Below are 19,576 nucleotides of genomic sequence, written 5' to 3' on the forward strand. Positions count from 1 at the left end.
ATAAAAAAAGAGGAAAAATAAATTTCCTCTTTAAAAACAATTAACTGATTTGGTTAGTTGATAATTTATTTAGATTCTAAGTTAGAGAATTCTTCTTCAGAAATTTCGCCATTATTGATTTTAGTTAATTCATCAATTTTAGATAGTATAAAATTATCTAATTCAGGTGTAATTCCTTTAGGTTTAGCAACTTCTTGTTTAAGCAATCCTCCTAAAACATACTGATTATAGTAGTAGAAAAAGTATTGATCAAGTTGTGCAGGAGTAAATGTACCATAAGTTTGGGCCATCCACCATCCTAATCTAAACGCAGAACGTCTTTGTGGAGCAGAACCATGAGATGAACCGCTTGCCCCGGCAATTGCTTGTGCAAAACTGTAAGCTGATGATACACTATTCCAGTTAGTTGAATACGTTTTATAAAGAGCGTAACCAGAAAAACCGTCTGCTTCAAGTTCTACCGCACTAACATTGTTACTACTTGGTATTCCGTAGTTTCTAAACTGAACTTGGTGTCCCATTTCATGTGCTGCAACATAAGCTATAGCTGCATTTCCATAGTTTTTAGCAGCTTGCAAAAGCTCTTGACCCCATACAATATAGTTGTTTGGTGGTCCATAAGATAATGCATTGTAAGTACCAGATCCTGCCGCAAAATAAATAGGCACATTGCCTAAAGCAAATAAATTTGCTGAGCTATTATGGTAAGATTTTAATCGGTTTGTTGTATTTACATCAACAATCCAACTTGCCCAATAAGAGTTTTGTCCAAATTGACTCACAGTGTAATTGGCAGACTCTCCTTCAAGGTTGGTTGGACTAGTAACCCCTTGAGGTTCGTTTACTTCGACGTTTCTTTCTTCATTTTCACAATTTTGAAATGAAAAAGCAATAGCAAGTACTATTGATAATTTTTTTAGGTTATTCATAATATATTAAGTTTGTGTTAATTGTTTTTCGTTTTCTTAAAACTCTTAAAAACAAGAAACTTCACAAGTATATTGCGAAAGTTAGTTGTTGTAAATAGTGGGGGAGTTATTGGTTTTTTATTTGTAAAACAAAAGTTAAAAAAAAGCGGTATTCGTATTTTTTTAAATCTATTTTGAAATATTTTATAAAAAAACAATATTAAGTAAATTTATTTACAATTTTATATTTAACTATCCTGTAGTGTCTTGGTTCTTATTTATATCTCAATAAATAGAGAATTATAGGCTATTTTTTTGAGCAAAAAAAAAGAAGATTTCACCAGTAAATAGAGTCTTTACAAGGAAGAATTGATGGACTTATTTTTTTTTTTAAATATTTAATATATATAAACTTGTGTTTTTTATATTTTTTATTGAAATTTATATTTAATAAAAAAATAAATTAAAATTGTATTTTAAATTTGATTGATTCTTAAAAAATACTATTTTTAGAATCTAAAATGTTAGTAATGACCAATAAGCAAATCACCCTAAAAAATCGTCCAAAAGGAACGCCAGATAAAAATACTTGGCAAATTCAAGAAACTCCAGTTCCAGAACTAGAAGAAGGAGAAATTTTAATTCAACAACATTATGTTTCTTTAGATCCAGCAATGCGTGGTTGGATGAATGACACAAAATCTTACATTCCTCCAGTTGCCATAGATAGCGTAATGCGTGCAGGTTCTATTGGTAAAGTAATTCAAAATAACAACAACCCTAATTTTCAAATAGGAGATTGTGTTTCTGGTTGGGGTGGTGTACAGCAATATATTGTTTCAGACGGAGAAGGCTGTTTTAAAGTAGATGAAAAAGTAGCACCAATGCCTACTTTTTTAGGTGTTTTAGGAATGCCAGGTATGACTGCTTATTTTGGAATACTAGAAGTTGCAAATGTTAAAGAAGGAGATATTGTATTGATTTCTGGTGCTGCAGGAGCAGTTGGTAGTATTGCCGGACAAATTGCTAAACTAAAAGGTTGTAGAGTAATTGGTATCGCTGGTGGAAAAGAAAAGTGTGAATATATTAAAAACGAATTAGGTTTTGATGAAGCAATCGATTATAAATCAGAAAACATTTATACAGCATTAAAAAGAAAATGCCCAAAAGGGGTTGATGTTTATTTTGATAATGTTGGAGGCGTAATTTTAGACGCGGCTTTAAGCAAATTAAGAATGAATGCAACCGTAGTTCTTTGTGGTGCAATTTCGCAATACAACAACAAAACAAAGATAACAGGTCCAAGCAATTACTTGTCTTTATTGGTAACTCGTTCTACCATGAAGGGGATGGTAGTAATGGATTATACCAAAGATTTTGGAAAAGCAGCCAAAGAAATGGCTATTTGGATGAAAGAAGGGAAATTAAAATCTAGAGAAGATATCTATGAAGGTATCGAAAACTTTCAGGAAACCTATAATAGATTGTTTACTGGAGAAAAAAATGGAAAATTAATTTTGAAAGTAATCGAATAGTGGAGTTGGAGCATTTTTTTCAATGTCCACATTGTTGGGAAGATATTTCAATGATTTTAGATCAAAGCGTGCGCCAACAAACCTATATAGAAGATTGCGAGGTTTGTTGTAACCCCATAGAAATTACACCTTCTTTTGAGGATGGAGAGTTAATTGGTTTTAACGCACAGTCTATAGAGCAATAAGTTTTGAAACTTTTTTTTTGAAGCTATTTCCTGCTTTTAGCACTCGCTTTTTTTATTCCGAAAAAGAATAAAAAAGAGCTCAAACAATTGCTGCAATCAGGGCTACACTTGTTTGCTAGCTTTTTGTGTTTATTAAAAAATTCAGTTCTCACACATAAAAAAACTTATGAAAAAACATATTTTTTACTTATTCATCATAATTCTAACTGCTAGTTGTAAAAATAGCGCAACAGTTTATAATGACCCGATTCCAAAACATGACAGTTTAAAAATAAACTCAAAATTCACTAATGAAGAACGAGTAATAAATGTTTGGACACCTCCAAACTATAATGCTTCTAAAGATAGCTTAACAGTAATCTACATGCCAGATGGTGGTATAAAAGAAGATTTTCCGCATATAGCAAACACATTAGATACGTTAATTAAACAAAATAAAATTCCTAATGTAATATTGGTTGGTATTGAAAATACGGAAAGAGGAAGAGATTTAACAGGACCATCAAACATTGAATACGATTTAAAATTTATTAAAAATCCAGGAGGAGCAGATAATTTTAGAAAATTTATTAAAAATGAATTATTTCCTGTAATAGATAGAAAATATAGAACATCAAACAAAAAGGTAATTATAGGCGAGTCTTTGGCTGGTTTATTTGTTATTGAAACATTCATTTTAGAACCAAACATGTTTGACTATTTTATAGCAATGGATCCTTCTTTATGGTTTAATGAAAATTACTTGGTTAAAAATTACGAAAACTTAACCAAAGAAAATAATTATAAAAACAAAAGGCTTTGGTATGCTGGTTCTAGTGTTGCTGATATATCTACTTTTACAAATAAATTAAACCAGAAATTAAAAAAGACTAAAGGTGAATTAATCTGGAAATATGAAGACGAACCTAATGAAAAACATAATACTATTTTTAGAGCAACAAAAGACAAAGCTTTAACATGGATTTTTAGTGAAAATAAATAACGTTTTATTTATCCCTTGTTCTATTTAATTTTTTACAGAACTTCTGTATACAATCTCATAATTTTACTACGAGTCAGGTTTAGAGGTCATAAAATTTTTAAAGAATAAAAATAGTGATTAAACTGCATAATTAAAACCCAATGAGATCAAATACTATTCCAGTTGAATTAAGGACTTTAATAAGTCCTGAACAAGCCGATTTTATAATTAAAAGCGCTAGAAATTATCCAAAAAAGAAAGGGTTATTTCTTTTGTTCTTCTCATTATTCTGGAATGCTTTTGTTAGTATTTTCGTAATTGCCTTTATAGTACCTGTGTTGTCAGGAAAAGAAGTTCATTTTAAAGAGAATGATGTGCCAACATCTGGAAGCTTAGATAATTGGGAGCCAATATTAGTACCAAGTTTGGTAATTGGTTTGTTTGTAGTTGTTGGTATTGGGTTATTTATTTGGGCATTCGTGCAGCTTTTTCAAAAAGGAGGGTATTTTGTTGGAACAGAGACCAGGTTTATAAAATATAGAACTGGTGAATTAATCGTTAAAGACTGGGAACAGTTTTCTGGAAATATAAAGATGAGTAGTAATAAATCTGGAATCGGAGAATTAGAGCTAGAATTAAGAACAGGAAAAATGCAAAGCAGAAATAAAGGTGCCGACAGGTTTGTGCCTGATGTGGTATATATATCTGGAATAAAAAATGTGTTTGAAATTGAAAAGAAAATTAGAAAAAGAATCAAAGAAAATGACCCAACACCAAAGATAACTACATAGGTTTTTATTTCTATAAATAAAAACCTACCAAAATTAATCTAACGGGTTTCTCCAAGAAAAAGCTTTAAATAACGCAATCCAATCTTTTGGAAAAGAAGCTTTTAAAATAAGGTCTTTTTCGGTAAAAGGGTGCTTAAATTCTAATTTTCCAGCATGTAGAAACATGTTTTTCCAACCAAAATTTTCCTCAAACATAACATCATGATTCTTGTCTCCGTATTTTGTGTCTCCAATTAAAGGGTGACTTATTTTGTTAGAATGCACACGTAATTGATGCATTCTTCCTGTTTTAGGCAATAACGCTACCAAACTATAACGAGAAGAATCATACGGTTTTACAGGAATATCTAAAGTAACTTGTTCTAAGGTTCTTAAATGTGTTAAAGCTTCTTTGTGAACGTTTGCATCTCTTCCTTTTACAGGAGAATCAATAATTTTCGTTTCAGGAGAAAAACCACGAACAACTCCATAATACGTTTTCTGAATTTCGTTTGCAGTAAACAAATCTTGAAACTTAGAAACATACTGAGTTTCTTTGGCAAGTAATATAATTCCAGATGTTTTTCTATCCAATCGATGAATCGGATAAAATTTACCACCTATTTGCTCATCTAATAGTTGCAAAAGAGATTTTTCATCAGCCACATTTCTAGAGTGACGAGCATGATGTACTAATATATTATTTGGTTTTGCAACACAAATGATAAAGTCATCTTGATAAACAATAGGAATTTCCATAAAAAATTATAATAATTTTTGAAGTTGATACTCTAATTCTGTAATTGAAATTTTTTCTTTAATAACGCCACCGTTGCCATCAATTAAAACCATATAAGGTATGGTGCGAATGCCATGCATGGTAGAAATTCTACCATAATCATCAAAAATATGATACCAACTTAACATACCGTCTTGCTCGATGCCTCTTTTCCAATCCTCTTTATTTTTATCTTCAGAAACCGTAAGAATTGTAAAGCCTTTGTTTTTATATTTATGATATAATTCTTTAACCCTAGGAGTTACCAATCGACAAGGACCACACCAACTTGCCCAAAAATCGACTAAGATTACTTTTTTACCTTTTATAATAGTTTCTAAGGAAATTAATTCTCCTTTTAAACCGTCTCCACTAAACATTATGGCCGGTTTTCTATAAACTTTTTTGGCAGCTGCAATTTTATTTTTTTCAGCCAGTTCCTCGTCAACAATTTTCTGCAACTTAGAAATTTCATCATCTAAAAGGCTTGTTAAAGTATTTGTTTTAACTACTTCCGTATTATTTTTAATTTCTTTAAGTTCTTCTAAATTAAAGTTTTGAATGGTAGGGAATAGGGTAGAAGACAATACATTATTTGCATTGGATATTAAAAAACTTTTAGCAATTTCTTTCTTCTCTAATTCAATTGCTTTAATTGATTTTTGCAAGCTATCTAGCTTTATTTCTTCTTTTATAAAAGCATTTAGAGATACTAGCTTTTTAGTATCTAAGTCGTTTTGTAAATTAGAATAATCAACTTGTTTATTATTTAGATTTCCGCCAGAAATAGTTGCTTTATCATCATTTATAAGTATTGTGTACTTACTATTTTCTAAGACGATAGCATGTTTCTTCGGTTTATTTTTTAACTGTAGATGATGTGTTTTAGTTGTAGTTACTATTCCTTTAAAAGAAAACGTATTATCGATTACAATAGAAGAATCTATCTTTTTATCCTGCTCATTGATAAGATAAACAATAGGGGTATCCGTAGTTGATAAAACACCTTTAATGGTATAGCCTTTATGGTTTTCTTCTTTTTTATCAACTGAATTACAAGAAGTTAAAAAAATAAAAAAGCTACCTATTAGGAATAATAATTTACGCATAAAAACATATTTATTGTTCAAATAAATTTAAGAACCGTGCAAAATACTATAATTTTAAGAATTTTAAATACTTTTTAAGATAATAGCGTAGTTATCTTAATTTTTTTTAAGTTTCAGTAACATTATTAAAGCTAAAGAAATAATACCGCAGACAAAAAAACCAATAAAAAGAGGTAAAGCTGTTTGGTCTATAAAACTCCCAATATACGTTGCAATGGGTACCGCCATAATTGTAGAAACAAAACCATTAATTGCGGCTCCAACTCCTGCAATATGACCAATAGATTCCATGGCCAATGCTCTGGTATTTCCAAAAAGAAAACCTATAGAAAAGAATTGTATGGCAAAAAATGCGATAATAACATAGATACTAGGATTATTTTCTCCAGAAAATAATAACAGATAAATAATAGGAACTACTGTAAAAATTACAGTAAATATAGAGACTAACTTAAACATCCCAAACCTTACAACCAATTTTCCGTTTAAAAACGTAGCCAAACCAATACTAATAGCAAGACCTGCAAAAATATAAGGAAACTCTTCTTTTAAATGATATTGCTCTTCAAATATTCGTTGACTTGCACTTAAATACACCATAAAAGAACCGGTTATAAAACCAGAAAATATAGTGAAAATTACAGCATACTTATGTTTAAAAAACTCTTTAGATCCCTCAATAAAAAGGGATAATTTAAACTTTTTTCGATTTTCTATTTTTAAGGTTTCTGGTTGTCGCTTCCAGACCCATAGCATGATAAAAAAGCCAATAATTAATTGACCATAAAAAATAGATCTCCAACCATATAAATCTAAAACAAGTTTACCAACAGCAGGTGCAATTACAGGTACTAAAATGAAAATAACCACAATAAAAGACATCACTTTAGCCATATAATTACCGCTAAAACGGTCTCTAACCATAGCAATACTAATGGTTCTTGGGGCAGAAAGCCCAATTCCTTGTAAAAGCCGACCAAAAATCATCATTTCTAGACTGTCCGCAAAAACACAGATAAAACTAGCAAAGGCAAATACAATAAAACCAACATAAATAACTGGTTTTCTACCAAAACTATCAGATAAAGGTCCAGAAATAAGTTGTCCAAAACCCAATCCTAAAAAAATCATAGTTATAAATAACTGATTGTCTTTTGGATCTACTATATGTATTGTTTTACTAATATCTGTAATTGCAGGCAATAATGCGTCTATTGCAAAAGCAACCAAAGACATTAAAGATGCCATTACAATAATAAATTCTGATTCTGATTTTTGTCTAATTTTCACTGCACAAAAGTAGGTTTATTTAAACGCTAAGTGAGCTAATAACTCTTAAAAAAAACAAAAAAAGGTTGCTAAATCAGCAACCTTTTAACATATCTTTTGAAATATTTTTATTCTTTACCTATTTGATCTATCGTAGCGTTGTTACCAGTTCCTTTTGGGTTATCTCCCCATTTATTTGTACCGTTTTGAGAATCTGTATAATAAATAACTAATAACCATATACTACCAACTAATGGAATTAATGAAACTAAATAAAACCATCCACTTTTTCCTGTATCGTGTATTCTTCTAACAGCTAATGCTAAACTTGGTATAATTATACCTAAAATATAAATATATGATATAAATAGTATTGATGGTGTTTCCAATAATGCAGCAATACCTCCAAAAACAATCATTATAACGATGATCGCTAGAAAATTGAATAATTGAAACATCCAAAATTCTTCTCTTCTTGCTCTTCCATTAAAATCTGCGTAATGTGTTCTTTTAATACTTTTAAATACCAATTCATTCTTTAAGTTTTATAGTTAGTTAATTAAGCAGACAAATATATGTTTTATTTAAAATAATCCCCTAGATTTTAACTCTAAATACTTGTTAATCGTATCTCCTGTTAAGTTTTCTGGTTTTGTTAAAACAGACTGAATTCCGTATTTTCTGAGTTCTTTTACAATACTTTTCTTTTCGTACATAAATTTTTCAGCAATAATACTGTCATACACATCTAAAACAGCATCACTTTTTGTTGTAGTTAATGCTTCTAACGCGGTATTTTCGAAAAAGACAACCAATACCAAATGGTTTTTTGCCAAGGCACGTAAATAGGGGAGTTGTCTATTTAAACCATCCATAGTTTCGAAATTTGTATATAAAATAAGTAAACTTCTTTGTGTAATTTTCCTTTTAACAACTGAGTATAACGTACTAAAGTCCGATTCTGAGAAATCTGTTTTTATGTTATGTAGCGCTTCGGAAATTAAACTCATTTGTGAGTTCCTTTTTTCTGCAACCACCCAATCCTCCAACTTTGTTGAAAAAGACAACATACCTGCTTTGTCTTGTTTCCTAAGAACAACATTGCTAATTGCCAATGTAGCATTAATGGCATAATCTAATAAACTTAAATTATGAAAATGCATTTGCATAGCACGACCTTTATCAATAATGGAATACACCGGTTGCGATTTCTCTTCTACATATTGGTTGATCATCAACTGACTTCTCTTTGCCGTCGCTTTCCAGTTTAAAGAGCGAATATCATCACCAGAAACATATTCTTTAATTTGCTCGAATTCTAATGAATGTCCGATTCTACGTACTTTTTTTGTTCCATAAGAAATAGCATCATTATTAAAGGCTCTAAAATCGAATTCTCTCAATTTTAAAAAAGAGGGATAACATTTTAGTTCTTTTTCCTCGCCTAAAACATATTTTTTAGTAGCCAGTTGCAAAGGTGAACTCGCAAATACATTGATATTTCCAAATAAATAAACACCTCTTTCAGTTGGAGTTAAATCGTAATGAATTGTTTTTTCTTCTTTGTTGGCTAAAATTAAAGGAAAGATAAAATCTCTTTTTTGAAACTGATACGGAATTTCCTCAATAATAGAGATATGCGCATTAAATCCGTAGGTGTTTTTTAATTGCAACGATATTTTATTAGCATCTCCGTTCGATAATCTTTCTGGTAAATACCTGTTTACGGTAATTGCATCTTTTGTTTTATATAAAATAAAAATATCAACCAAAAGCAACACCACTACGATAAAAAGTAACACTTTAGAAACTTCAAAAAAGATAGGTATAAAAAAACCAACCACAAAAAGGAGCGCAATTCCTCCTAGAATGTAAAAAAATCGGTTGTTTAAGAATAAAGTGTTGTAAAAATGTTTCAATATTTTGTGTAATTGTTTATTTGTTTAATCGTGTAATTGTTTGTTTTTCTCTGTCATTCCTTTTAAAACAGGTATTCATGCTTACTTGGTTATGGATTCCTGCCTACGCAGGAATGACAAACTGTACTTATTTCATCTTACGCCTGTCATTCCGAACGAAGTATGAGGAGGAATCTCATTTGAAATTACTTTCAATATTAGATTTCTCAATCGTTCCTCATTTCGAAATCACATAAAGATTAACTTATAATCTCTACATTGTTAATTACTTGCTTTCCTTTGTCATTCCTGTGAAAACAGGAATCCAGACTTACTTTGTTATGGATTCTTGCCTACGCAGGAATGACAAACTGTACTTGCAATTACTTTACTGTTGACTGTGTACTGCAAACTGCTTACTTTACACCGCCTACTAAAAAAACTACCTCGGAATCTCCACCGCTTCAATAATCTGTTCTATAATTTGTTTGCTTGTTAAACCTTCCATTTCTCGCTCTGGCGTTACAATAACTCTGTGTTCTAAAACCGGAATGGTTGCTCTTTTAATATCTTCTGGAGTTACAAAATCGCGTCCTTCAATCGCTGCAAAAGCTTTTGATGCACCTAAAATAGCAATACTTGCTCTTGGTGAAGCGCCTAAATATAAAAACGAATTAGAACGCGTATTCACCACAATATTGGCAATGTATTTTAATAAATTATCTTCAATTTTAATCTGATTGACTAAATTTCTAAACTCAACAATTTTTTTACCTGTAATTACTGTTTCTATTTTACTTGCTTTGGTGGTGTTTTCTAAGGCTTGTTCTTTTAAAAGAATCTCTAATTCCTCTTTAGCATTTGGGTAATCTACATTTATTTTAAATAAAAAACGATCTAATTGTGCTTCTGGCAATCTATAAGTTCCTTCTTGTTCTATAGGGTTTTGTGTAGCTAACACCACAAAAGGTTCTTCCATTTTAAAGGTTTGTCCGTCTATAGTAATTTGCTTTTCTTCCATCACCTCAAACAAAGCAGCTTGTGTTTTTGCAGGCGCTCTATTAATTTCATCAATTAAAATCATGCTAGAAAAAATAGGGCCTTTTTTAAACTCAAATTCAGATGTTTTTACATTAAAAACAGAAGTTCCTAAAATATCCGAAGGCATTAAATCTGGTGTAAACTGAATTCTACTAAAGCCAACATCAATAGTTCTTGCAAGCAATTTAGCGGTAATGGTTTTTGCTACTCCAGGAACACCTTCTATTAAAACATGACCATCTGCAAGGAGGGAAACGATTAATAAATCCATCATGTCTTTTTGCCCCACAATTACCTTTTGCAATTGCTTTTTAATCTTAAAAACACTCTCTTGTAATTCCGATAAATCTATTCTATTTTCGAATGATAAATTTTCTTGTACTTCCTCGTTATTTGGTACTTCCATATCTTATTTATTAAAGAAATTTTCAATAATTTTATGCAACACAACTAATTCTTCCTCAGAACATTCTGACTTTTTATTTAAAGTGATAATTGTATTTACTAAATATTTTGTTCTTTGCAATTCATTTCCAGATTTAGACGCTAATTTCTCTATAAAATCAGCATTTAAATTAGCCGTACTTAACAAGTATTTAGAACGGATTTTTTCTAAAAAATAGGCTATTTTTTTATCAACTAAATTGGTATGGTCTTGTTCTTTTAAATACAAATTGGCAATGGTTTGTGTAAATGCAACAGTAGAGTTTTTTAAAGGGGCTATAATAGGAATCGGACGTTGTTTTCTTCTAGCGTTAAAAAGCATAAACAATAATAACCCAATTAAAGAGACAAACAAAAACCACGTTAAAGTTTTATGTGCTAAGAAAAATTTAAATACGTTGGTATTGTCTTCTTTTTCATCTTGATATTTACTCGACTTTATCTGCGGATCCCAAATTACAGGTGCATTTGGTAAATAAGAAAGCACATTTGCTGCATACGCTTCGTTTCCGTTTAATAAATTGTAATTGGTAAACGCAATAGGTTGTGTGTGTAGGTAAAAAGCCCCTTTACCATGATGAATTTTAATAAAATTAGGTACTTTTTCTCCATCAACTTCCATGGTTCCTAAAACAGTGGTAGCGTTTTCATTGTATTGTAAAAAGTAATTTCTACGGATGTTTCTATCAAACGTAAAAGAGGTTTTAGAAAATTGAGTATTCTTTAACTGAAAAGTTCCTTTTAATTTTTTTAGCGCTTTTATAGCATATACATCCTTATCTAAATTATTGGTTGTAAACTTTAAAGACGCTTTTAAAGTATCTCTAAAATTGTTAAAAGCCAAAAACACATTATTTCCTTTAGCTACAAAATTTAAAAGCTCTGCTGTGGTTCCGTTTGTGTATTTATACCCACTGTGTTTTATAGATACATAATTTTGAGTTTTAGTACTGTCAATTAGGGACTCAAACATTAAATAATCGTAAATGTTCTGTTTTAATAAAGTAACGCTATCCTTCTTAAAAAGTGTGGAGGCTTCGTTATAAATGATGTAATTACCAAACGGACTTTTCTCTTTTTCTTTAAAATTTTCTGTCCAATCTGTTTTATTACAGCTTATTAGTGCAAAAAAGAACAGGAGCGGAGCGTATTTTTTAAACTGTTGAAGTAGCATCATTTTAAAGAGTTTTTAAAAGATTTATACTTGTTTTCAGCCAGTTTAAAGTTGGTTTCATCTATTGGAAAATCTCCATACCAAACATACGAATAGACATACGATAAATAGGAAAAATCGGTTCTGGTTTGGGTATTTTCAATTTCGAAAAGGTATTCTGAATTGGTTTTATCTTTATGATAATCAATTAGTTTCTTGTTAGATAATACTTTTAAGACAGACAAATAGTAATACCGAACTGCCAATCTGTATTCTTTACTATGAATAGCTTCTTGTAACAAGCCATCAATATCTGTTTCGTGGATATCTTCGTCTTCGTAAATTAATTTTTTGGCAACTTTCTTTTTTGGGTTTTTAAAATTCCAGAAACTGGCATCTGTACCTAAAAATGTTTTAAGAATGATAAAAATGATAATTCCGCCTAATAAAAAAGGAAAAATGTTACTAATAAAATAAAGGATGGCACCAACAATAGCAGCACTTACGGCCGAATCTTCTTTTTTCTCTTTCTTTTTTTCTGCTTCTTCTGTATATACAAACTCTTTATCGTTGTATTTTTCTTTTAAATCTTCTTTAAAAGTCCGTTTTTGTGCAAATTCAATCGTTTTTTCATACTGAATCGTGTCTTTTTCTAAAAGAAGAAGACTATCATTTTTAATCTGCCCAAAACCAATGGTTGCAAAAAAAAGTAAGAAAAGAAATATTCTTTTTTTCATCAACGTACATTGTATTTATTGGCCACCTTAAAAGGTAAAATTAGGTAGTAATAACTAATAGAAACCAAACTAAAACCAATTATAGCAAAACAGATAATAGTGGGCATTGTATTAGAATATCTTGTAATATAACCTTCTAAAAAAGCCGCCATTAAGGTAAACGGAATGGTGCTTATAAAGATATAAAAGCCAGCTTTCATGCCACGTTTAAAAGATTCGAAGCGTTTGTAAGCTCCCGGAAATAAAATACTTGCGCCAACAATATAACCGGCTGCAGCTTCTATAATCATACTAAAAATCTCGTAGGTTCCATGAATCCAAATTCCTTTTAAACTATCAAACAAACTATTATTTTGATAAAAAAAAGCTTGAAAAACCGCCACCATAATGGCATTATAAACTACATAAAAACCAGTGCCTATTCCTATAAATAATCCAGATAGAAACATATTTAAGCCTACACGTTGGTTATTGTCATAAATACCTATAAAACTCCCCCAATTACTGCCGCCTTTGTAAATAGCCATGGCATCGCCACTTTCTATGTTTTCTAGCGTTTTGTCTATATAAGTATCGCCTAAAATTTGACGTGCAAAAGAAACATCGTTCAAAGTAGATAATAAACCGATGAAAAAGCAGGCAAAAAAGACAATAAAAGATAAGTAAATATATTTTCTGTATTGGTAGGCGAGTAGTGGTACTTTATCAAAAAAGAAATATAAAAATACGTTTTTATCGCGCCTTTTAGAGTGATACACCTTGTCAAAACTAGACTTTGCTAATTTGTTTAAATATAAGGTAACTTTACTTTTTGGATAGTAGGTTTGGGCATATACCAAATCGTTCATGATTTTTATATGCAGGTTGGCGATGTCATCTGGACTTTTTTTCTCTTTATTTGAAAAACCTTGTTCAAATTCGAGCCATTTTTCTTTATTTTGCTTTATAAAAGCGACCTCTCTCATTACGAGCGAATTTAAACATTGCATGAAAAGACTCCAAATAAAAACAGCACAAAATGTAAACATCAATTTTACCCTTGCAAATGTGGGGCAAAGGCTCTTGGCGTTTGGTTTAGACAATGTAATTAAATTTGCTTATCTCTATTTTGCTATCAAGTTTTTAGACTTTAAAATGTTCGATGCTGCTGTAAACGGAGATTCTTGGTCATTGCGTGCCATAGATGTAATGCTATTTTTACCTGTTACCTTTTATTCTTTATACACAGAATTATTGTTAGACGGGCAGACAGTAGGTAAAAAATTATTAAATTTAAAAGTGATTAATGTTGATGGTTTTAAACCCTCAACCACAGATTTTATGATCCGTTGGTTTTTAAGAATGGTAGATTTTAACTTATTTACCTTGTTGTTTGTCTATGTTGCCTCACTGGGGTTAGACAGTGAAATAGCCTTATTAATGTTGCTTTTTTTCTTTGGAAAAATGATTGGTTTCTTTCTAGTCTTATTTACAGATAATAACCAACGTTTTGGTGATATCATTGCCAATACGGTAGTTATTTACCTAAAGGATGATGTAAAATTTTCTGAAACCATTTTAGAAAACATTTCAAATACCTACGTACCCACGTATCCGAACGTGATTAAATTGTCTGATAATGATGCTCGTATAATTAAAAGTACGTTTCGTTCTGCTAAGAAATTTAACGATTATAAAACTCTAATTAAGCTACGTACTAAAATTTTAGAAGTCACCGAAATTAAATCGGTTCATCAAAACGATAAAGAATTTATAGATGTGGTTTTAAAAGATTACAATTTTTATACACAAAACATGTAATTAGCATTTTAAATTTCATAAAATTGAGTATATCTCATTTTAAAGCCCTAAAAATAGTGTTATAATAAATATTAGCCGATTATCTCTTTTTTATTATTTTATTAAAAGGGACATTCTCTAACATCCATAGTATATTTAAAAACTTTAACAATTAAATATATTTATGTATTCAACTATTACCCCAGTAGTAACAGAACAACCAGAATTAATTAACGCAATAGACACTATTTGGGTGGCTATTTGTGCAGCCATTATCTTCTTTATGGAAGGTGGTTTTGCCTTATTAGAAGCCGGGTTTGTACGATCTAAAAATGCCATGAGCATTATTGCAAAGGTTATTATTGATATCACTTTTGGAGGTATTGCCTTTTATATATTAGGTTTCGGAATTGCTTACGGAAACTCTAACGGTTGGTTTGCTTTTGATGTTGGAATTACAACAGAAGATTTAGGCTTAGGTTTAACCGTTTCTAACAAGCTTTTTTGGTTTATTCAACTAGGGTTTGCAATCGCTTCGATCTCTATAGTATCGGGCGCTGTAGCAGAGCGTATGAAAATTTGGAGCTACGCAATTTATGTGTTTATATTCTGTTCGGTAATGTATCCGTTAGTTGCCAATTGGGTATGGAATCCTAATGGTTGGTTGGCTTTAAAAGGTTTTAATGACTTTGCAGGTTCTGCAGCTGTGCATGCCATGGGTGGTTTTTCTGCTTTAGCAGCAGCCATTGTTTTAGGCCCAAGAATAGGGAAGTACCAAAAAAATGGAGAAGCAAATGCTATTCCTGGTCATAATTTACCATTGGCAGCAGTGGGTGCTTTTATCTTGTGGTTTGGTTGGTTTGCCTTTAATCCGGGTTCTACTTTAGGTGCCGTTGGTAATTGGGAATTAATTGGAACTGTTGCAGCAAATACTTTTTTAGCTTCTGCAGCCGGTGGAATTTCTACCATGTTTTATACCTATTTTAAATACGGACAAATAGATATTACCATGACTATGAATGGTGTGCTAGCTGGTTTAGTGGCTATTACAGCAGGTTGTAACGTTGTAGACACCAATGCTGCCATTATTATTGGTTTAATTGCGGGTGTTTTAGTAGATGTTGCTGTATTATTTATTGATAAATTAAAAATTGATGATCCTGTTGGAGCCATTGCTGTGCATGGTGTTAATGGTTTATTTGGTGCGTTAGCAGTGGGTTTATTTGCAACTGATGGTGGTTTGTTTTTTGGAGGTGGAGCTGCCATGTTAGGAGTACAGGCATTGGGTATTTTAGTAATTGGTGCTTTTTCTTTTACTTTAACATACATTATTATGATCATTATGAAAAAGACTATTGGTATTAGAATTTCTAAACAAGAAGAATCTGCAGGAATTGATGCAGTTTCATTTGGTGTAGAAGCATATTCTACTTTTGAGTAATTATAAATCAACTAAAAACGAAAGACATGAAAAAAATTGAAGCAGTTATAAGACCCTCAAAATTAAAAGATGTTCAGCTTGGTTTAAAAGCAGCAGGAATTCCTTGTAATACGGTAATTCCTGTAAAAGGAAGCGGAATGCAAAAAACATATAAAGAACGATATCGTGGTACTGAATTATCTATGATTCTACAAACTAGAATTATGATTATCTGTATTGTTAGTGATGCTAATTTAGAAATAGCCATTAATGTAATTCTAGACAATGCATCTGAAGGTTTGGTGGGCGATGGAAAAATATTTGTATATCCTGTAGAAGACGCAATAAGAATTAGAACAAGAACCAGAGGAATAGAGGCTATTAAATAAACGTCATAATTATAAAAGAGTGTATTCATTTACTTTCTTTTATAAAGTCTATTTAACATAATATAAATTATAGTACATATTTGTATAATGCAATTTTGCGATAATATTTAAAGTTAATTGTGTTCTATGATTGTAGAATAAATGTTATAGATTCTATCCAACAATAAATAATATAAGAAATAACACCAAATCCGTTTTTCTAGTTGGCACTAGAATTGAATATTCGGTACAATGGTCAAATAAATTTCAAATACGCGATTCTACAGATAGTAATATTCTAAATTAATTTGAATAAAAACGAGGTCAATATTGAAGGTTATAAATTATGCAGTCATTCCTGTAACAAATACATCAATAAATTTTTTCATTTTAGAGATAATTCTTTCACCAATTTCACGAGCCTTTAAAATACTTGGTCTATTTTCTAAACATTTAAAAACGTCTTGTCTAATGGGTTCTTGTCCGTTATACACATAGCTATCAATTAAAGAATTGAATTGTTGTTGATCTAAGTTTTCTTCATCACAAATTTTTGATAATGCTAAAACTCGTTCTTGTTGCCAAAATTTTTCAAATTCATCAGTAATAGCATCTACATCATTAATATGCGGTAAATTTTCTTCTATGAATTTTTCTATGAGTTCTTTTTTACTTCTTAATTTTACATCACCACCTAATAAATCTATAATTGCTTTTTTCTGTTTTTGAGCTTCTGTTTTATCTTTTACTTTTATTTTAGATAATAACTGTAAAATATAAACGATATTTATTTCATCCCTATGAATTAATTCTAACTCAAAATCTACATCGTTTAAAATTGATGTTTTATGAGTTCTTCTTTGTTCGTCTACAAAATCTTTAATATCTAAATATTCGCTTTTATAGTTTTCAAATGTTTGCTCATCAATATCTAAAGTTTTCCAGTCGAAATCTACATAAGATTCTAGAACGTTTTTTGCTCTTAAAAGCCTTCTAAACGCTTGTACAAATTGAAATTTCTGCTCCTCTCCTACTAAATTATCTACACTTTGGTGAGTTGGTGCAATTGTTAATAATGCTTTTAAGGTTTCATCAAATTTTGTAGCAATATCTTCATAAGGTGGCACAATTATAGTTTCATTGGCTTCTTTATTAGAAAACAATGTAATGGCTTCATCTGTAGCCTTTTTTAAGTTTCTAAAACATACAATATTACCTTGAGATTTCTTTTCTCCTAATATTCTATTGGTTCTAGAAAAAGCCTGAATTAAACCATGTTGTTTTAAATTTTTGTCTACATACAAGGTATTTACTTTTTTAGCATCAAAGCCAGTAAGCATCATATTTACAACAATAACAATGTCTAAACGGTCTTTAGCATCATTAAAATTCTTCTTTTCTCGTTCTTTTAAACGTTTGCTAATGTCTTTAAAATACTCTTCAAATAATTTACTGTCTTTTGTAGAAAAACTAGTGTTGTACATCTGGTTATAATCTACAATGTATTCATCTAATTTTTCTCTAGAATGGCTAGATTTATAGCTTAATTCACTTTCTGCAGCAACATCAAATTCATCGTCTGGTAAATTATCTTGCGCATCTTCATTTGCTTCATTTGCTCCATAAGAAAAAATAGTTGCAATTCTTAAATTGTGCTCTCCAGCTAATTTTTTAGCTTTAAAAATATCGTAATATTTAATTAAACTTTTAATATTACTTACAGCAAACAAGGCAGAAAAATGTTTATTATCTGTTTTTGTACTGTGGTATTTTATAATATAATCTGCAATTTTTTCTAAACGTTTTTCGTCTTTAAAAACTTCTGTTTTGTCTATATCTTCTACATCAATATCTAGTAATGTGTTGCTTTTCTTTTTGTAACGTCCTATATATTCTATTCCAAATTTTAATACATTATCATCTCCTATTGCATCTGTAATTACATATTTGTGCAAACAGTTGCCAAATAAGTCTTTGGTGGTTCTTTTTCCTAAATCGTTTTTAGATGCATTGTCTGCAAAAATGGGTGTTCCTGTAAAACCAAATAATTGCGAATTTGTAAAGTAGTCGGTAATTAGTTTGTGCGTTTCTCCAAATTGACTTCTATGGCATTCATCAAAAATAAGTATTACGCGCTTATTCTTTAACGTTGTTAATTTCTTCTTATACTGTTCTTTAGAAATAGCATTGTTTAATTTCTGAATGGTTGTTAACACTAATTTAGAATCGCTTGCGAGTTGTTTTACTAGGTTATTGGTGTTTTTGGTAACATCTACACTATCTTTTTTAAAAGAATTAAATTCTTTCATGGTTTGATAGTCTAAATCTTTTCTATCTACCACAAACAACACTTTATCTACAGATGGCAAATCCATAATAATCTGACTCGCTTTAAATGATGTTAAGGTTTTACCAGAACCCGTTGTGTGCCATATATATGCGTTGTCTGTATTGTTTTCTACTTGCGCTACTAGTTTTTCTACTGCATAAAATTGGTATGGTCTTAACACCATTAAAATTTTATGTGTTTGGTTTCTTACAATATACTTGGCAATCATTTTGCCTAAATGATTTGTATTTAAAAAAGCAGCAGTAAAATGGGTTAATTCTCTAATGTTTTTATTCTGTACATCCGACCAGAAAAAGGTTTGTTTTACAGACTGTAACTCATTATTAGCAAGGTATTTTGTGTTTACTCCGTTGCTAATTATAAATAGTTGTACGTATTGAAATAACCCATGATTAGACCAAAAAGAATGTTTTTGATAACGATTAATCTGATTAAATGCTTCTTTTATTTCTAAACCACGTCTTTTTAATTCTATTTGTACCAATGGCAAACCATTGACTAATAAAGTAACATCGTATCTATTTTTATAAGTACCTTCTTGGGTGATTTGGTTGGTAACTTGAAACAAATTCGCATTCCAATTTTCACTATCAAAAAAACGAATATAAGTAGCTTCTCCGTTATCATTTACAAACTGAAAACGACCTCTTAACGTTTTGGCTTTATCAAAAACATTACCTTTTTCTAAATGATTTAAAATGGCAGAAAATTCTTTATCTGAAAATGTAAGTTGATTAAACGCTTCTAACTGCCTTTTTAAATTAGAAACCAATGAAACAACATCTGTTACAGTTACTTTATGATAGCCTAAACCAACTAATTGTTTAATTAGATTGTTTTCTAGTTGAAGTTCTGATTGTTTGCTCATAAA

General features: G+C 30.4%; 18 protein-coding genes. 7 read left to right on the forward strand and 11 right to left on the reverse strand.

From position 1 onward, the window contains the following. Window positions 1-65 precede the first annotated feature (65 nt). Complete coding sequence (locus GQR92_RS01865) at window positions 66-929, reverse strand: hypothetical protein (protein ID WP_158837530.1); 864 nt, start codon at window positions 927-929, stop codon at window positions 66-68. Between the two features lie 509 nt (window positions 930-1,438). On the opposite strand from GQR92_RS01865, the gene GQR92_RS01870 reads away from it, so the two are divergent. From GQR92_RS01870 to GQR92_RS01885, 4 genes are all read left to right on the forward strand, one after another. Next, window positions 1,439-2,443, forward strand: a complete 1,005-nt coding sequence (locus GQR92_RS01870) for an NADP-dependent oxidoreductase (RefSeq protein WP_158837531.1) — start codon at window positions 1,439-1,441, stop codon at window positions 2,441-2,443. A 5-nt stretch (window positions 2,444-2,448) separates the two neighbouring features. Next, window positions 2,449-2,628 carry a CPXCG motif-containing cysteine-rich protein gene (locus tag GQR92_RS01875; protein WP_233269947.1) on the forward strand — a complete coding sequence of 60 codons (180 nt, stop codon included), beginning with the start codon at window positions 2,449-2,451 and terminating at the stop codon, window positions 2,626-2,628. A 166-nt stretch (window positions 2,629-2,794) separates the two neighbouring features. Then, on the forward strand, window positions 2,795-3,610 hold the full coding sequence (locus GQR92_RS01880) for an alpha/beta hydrolase (RefSeq protein WP_158837532.1): 816 nt from the start codon (window positions 2,795-2,797) through the stop codon (window positions 3,608-3,610). Window positions 3,611-3,750: 140 nt separating this feature from the next. After that, window positions 3,751-4,380, forward strand: a complete 630-nt coding sequence (locus GQR92_RS01885) for a hypothetical protein (protein WP_158837533.1) — start codon at window positions 3,751-3,753, stop codon at window positions 4,378-4,380. A 33-nt stretch (window positions 4,381-4,413) separates the two neighbouring features. Here the strand turns inward: GQR92_RS01885 and GQR92_RS01890 are convergent, their stop codons facing one another. The 9 genes from GQR92_RS01890 to GQR92_RS01930 all read right to left on the reverse strand — a co-directional run bounded on the left by GQR92_RS01890 (window position 4,414) and on the right by GQR92_RS01930 (window position 13,753). Further along, entirely contained in the window at window positions 4,414-5,118 is a 705-nt protein-coding gene (locus GQR92_RS01890) for a pseudouridine synthase (RefSeq protein ID WP_158837534.1), read from the reverse strand. Between the two features lie 6 nt (window positions 5,119-5,124). Next, window positions 5,125-6,246 carry a TlpA disulfide reductase family protein gene (locus tag GQR92_RS01895; protein WP_158837535.1) on the reverse strand — a complete coding sequence of 374 codons (1,122 nt, stop codon included), beginning with the start codon at window positions 6,244-6,246 and terminating at the stop codon, window positions 5,125-5,127. 96 nt (window positions 6,247-6,342) lie between these two features. Further along, window positions 6,343-7,536: a multidrug effflux MFS transporter gene (locus GQR92_RS01900; protein ID WP_158837536.1), complete on the reverse strand. Its 1,194-nt coding sequence runs from the start codon at window positions 7,534-7,536 to the stop codon at window positions 6,343-6,345. 107 nt (window positions 7,537-7,643) lie between these two features. Beyond that, a complete protein-coding gene (locus tag GQR92_RS01905; protein ID WP_233269949.1) occupies window positions 7,644-8,045 on the reverse strand; it encodes a DUF805 domain-containing protein in 402 nt (133 codons plus the stop codon). Between the two features lie 54 nt (window positions 8,046-8,099). Further along, window positions 8,100-9,434: a DUF58 domain-containing protein gene (locus GQR92_RS01910; protein ID WP_233269952.1), complete on the reverse strand. Its 1,335-nt coding sequence runs from the start codon at window positions 9,432-9,434 to the stop codon at window positions 8,100-8,102. 421 nt (window positions 9,435-9,855) lie between these two features. Then, window positions 9,856-10,860, reverse strand: coding sequence for an AAA family ATPase (locus GQR92_RS01915; RefSeq protein ID WP_158837537.1), 1,005 nt, complete (start codon window positions 10,858-10,860; stop codon window positions 9,856-9,858). Between the two features lie 3 nt (window positions 10,861-10,863). Beyond that, window positions 10,864-12,075: a DUF4350 domain-containing protein gene (locus GQR92_RS01920; protein ID WP_233269954.1), complete on the reverse strand. Its 1,212-nt coding sequence runs from the start codon at window positions 12,073-12,075 to the stop codon at window positions 10,864-10,866. Then, window positions 12,072-12,788 (reverse strand): DUF4129 domain-containing protein, encoded by a 717-nt coding sequence (locus tag GQR92_RS01925; RefSeq protein WP_158837538.1) that lies wholly within the window; start codon window positions 12,786-12,788, stop codon window positions 12,072-12,074. Before GQR92_RS01925 ends, GQR92_RS01920 begins: the two co-directional genes overlap by 4 nt. Then, window positions 12,788-13,753, reverse strand: coding sequence for a stage II sporulation protein M (locus GQR92_RS01930; protein ID WP_158837539.1), 966 nt, complete (start codon window positions 13,751-13,753; stop codon window positions 12,788-12,790). The genes GQR92_RS01925 and GQR92_RS01930 overlap by 1 nt, the downstream gene beginning before the upstream one ends. Before the next feature lie 22 nt (window positions 13,754-13,775). Here GQR92_RS01930 and GQR92_RS01935 point away from each other — a divergent pair, with 22 nt between their 5' ends. From GQR92_RS01935 to GQR92_RS01945, 3 genes are all read left to right on the forward strand, one after another. Beyond that, entirely contained in the window at window positions 13,776-14,588 is an 813-nt protein-coding gene (locus GQR92_RS01935) for an RDD family protein (protein ID WP_158837540.1), read from the forward strand. 163 nt (window positions 14,589-14,751) lie between these two features. After that, window positions 14,752-16,008, forward strand: a complete 1,257-nt coding sequence (locus GQR92_RS01940) for an ammonium transporter (protein WP_158837541.1) — start codon at window positions 14,752-14,754, stop codon at window positions 16,006-16,008. Window positions 16,009-16,034: 26 nt separating this feature from the next. Beyond that, a complete protein-coding gene (locus GQR92_RS01945) occupies window positions 16,035-16,376 on the forward strand; it encodes a P-II family nitrogen regulator (protein ID WP_158837542.1) in 342 nt (113 codons plus the stop codon). A 323-nt stretch (window positions 16,377-16,699) separates the two neighbouring features. On the opposite strand, the gene GQR92_RS01950 is transcribed toward GQR92_RS01945, so the two are convergent. Beyond that, on the reverse strand, window positions 16,700-19,573 hold the full coding sequence (locus GQR92_RS01950; protein WP_158837543.1) for a type I restriction endonuclease subunit R: 2,874 nt from the start codon (window positions 19,571-19,573) through the stop codon (window positions 16,700-16,702). Window positions 19,574-19,576 lie beyond the last annotated feature (3 nt).

Source organism: Polaribacter sp. L3A8 (assembly GCF_009796785.1).
Taxonomy (GTDB): Bacteria; Bacteroidota; Bacteroidia; order Flavobacteriales; family Flavobacteriaceae; genus Polaribacter.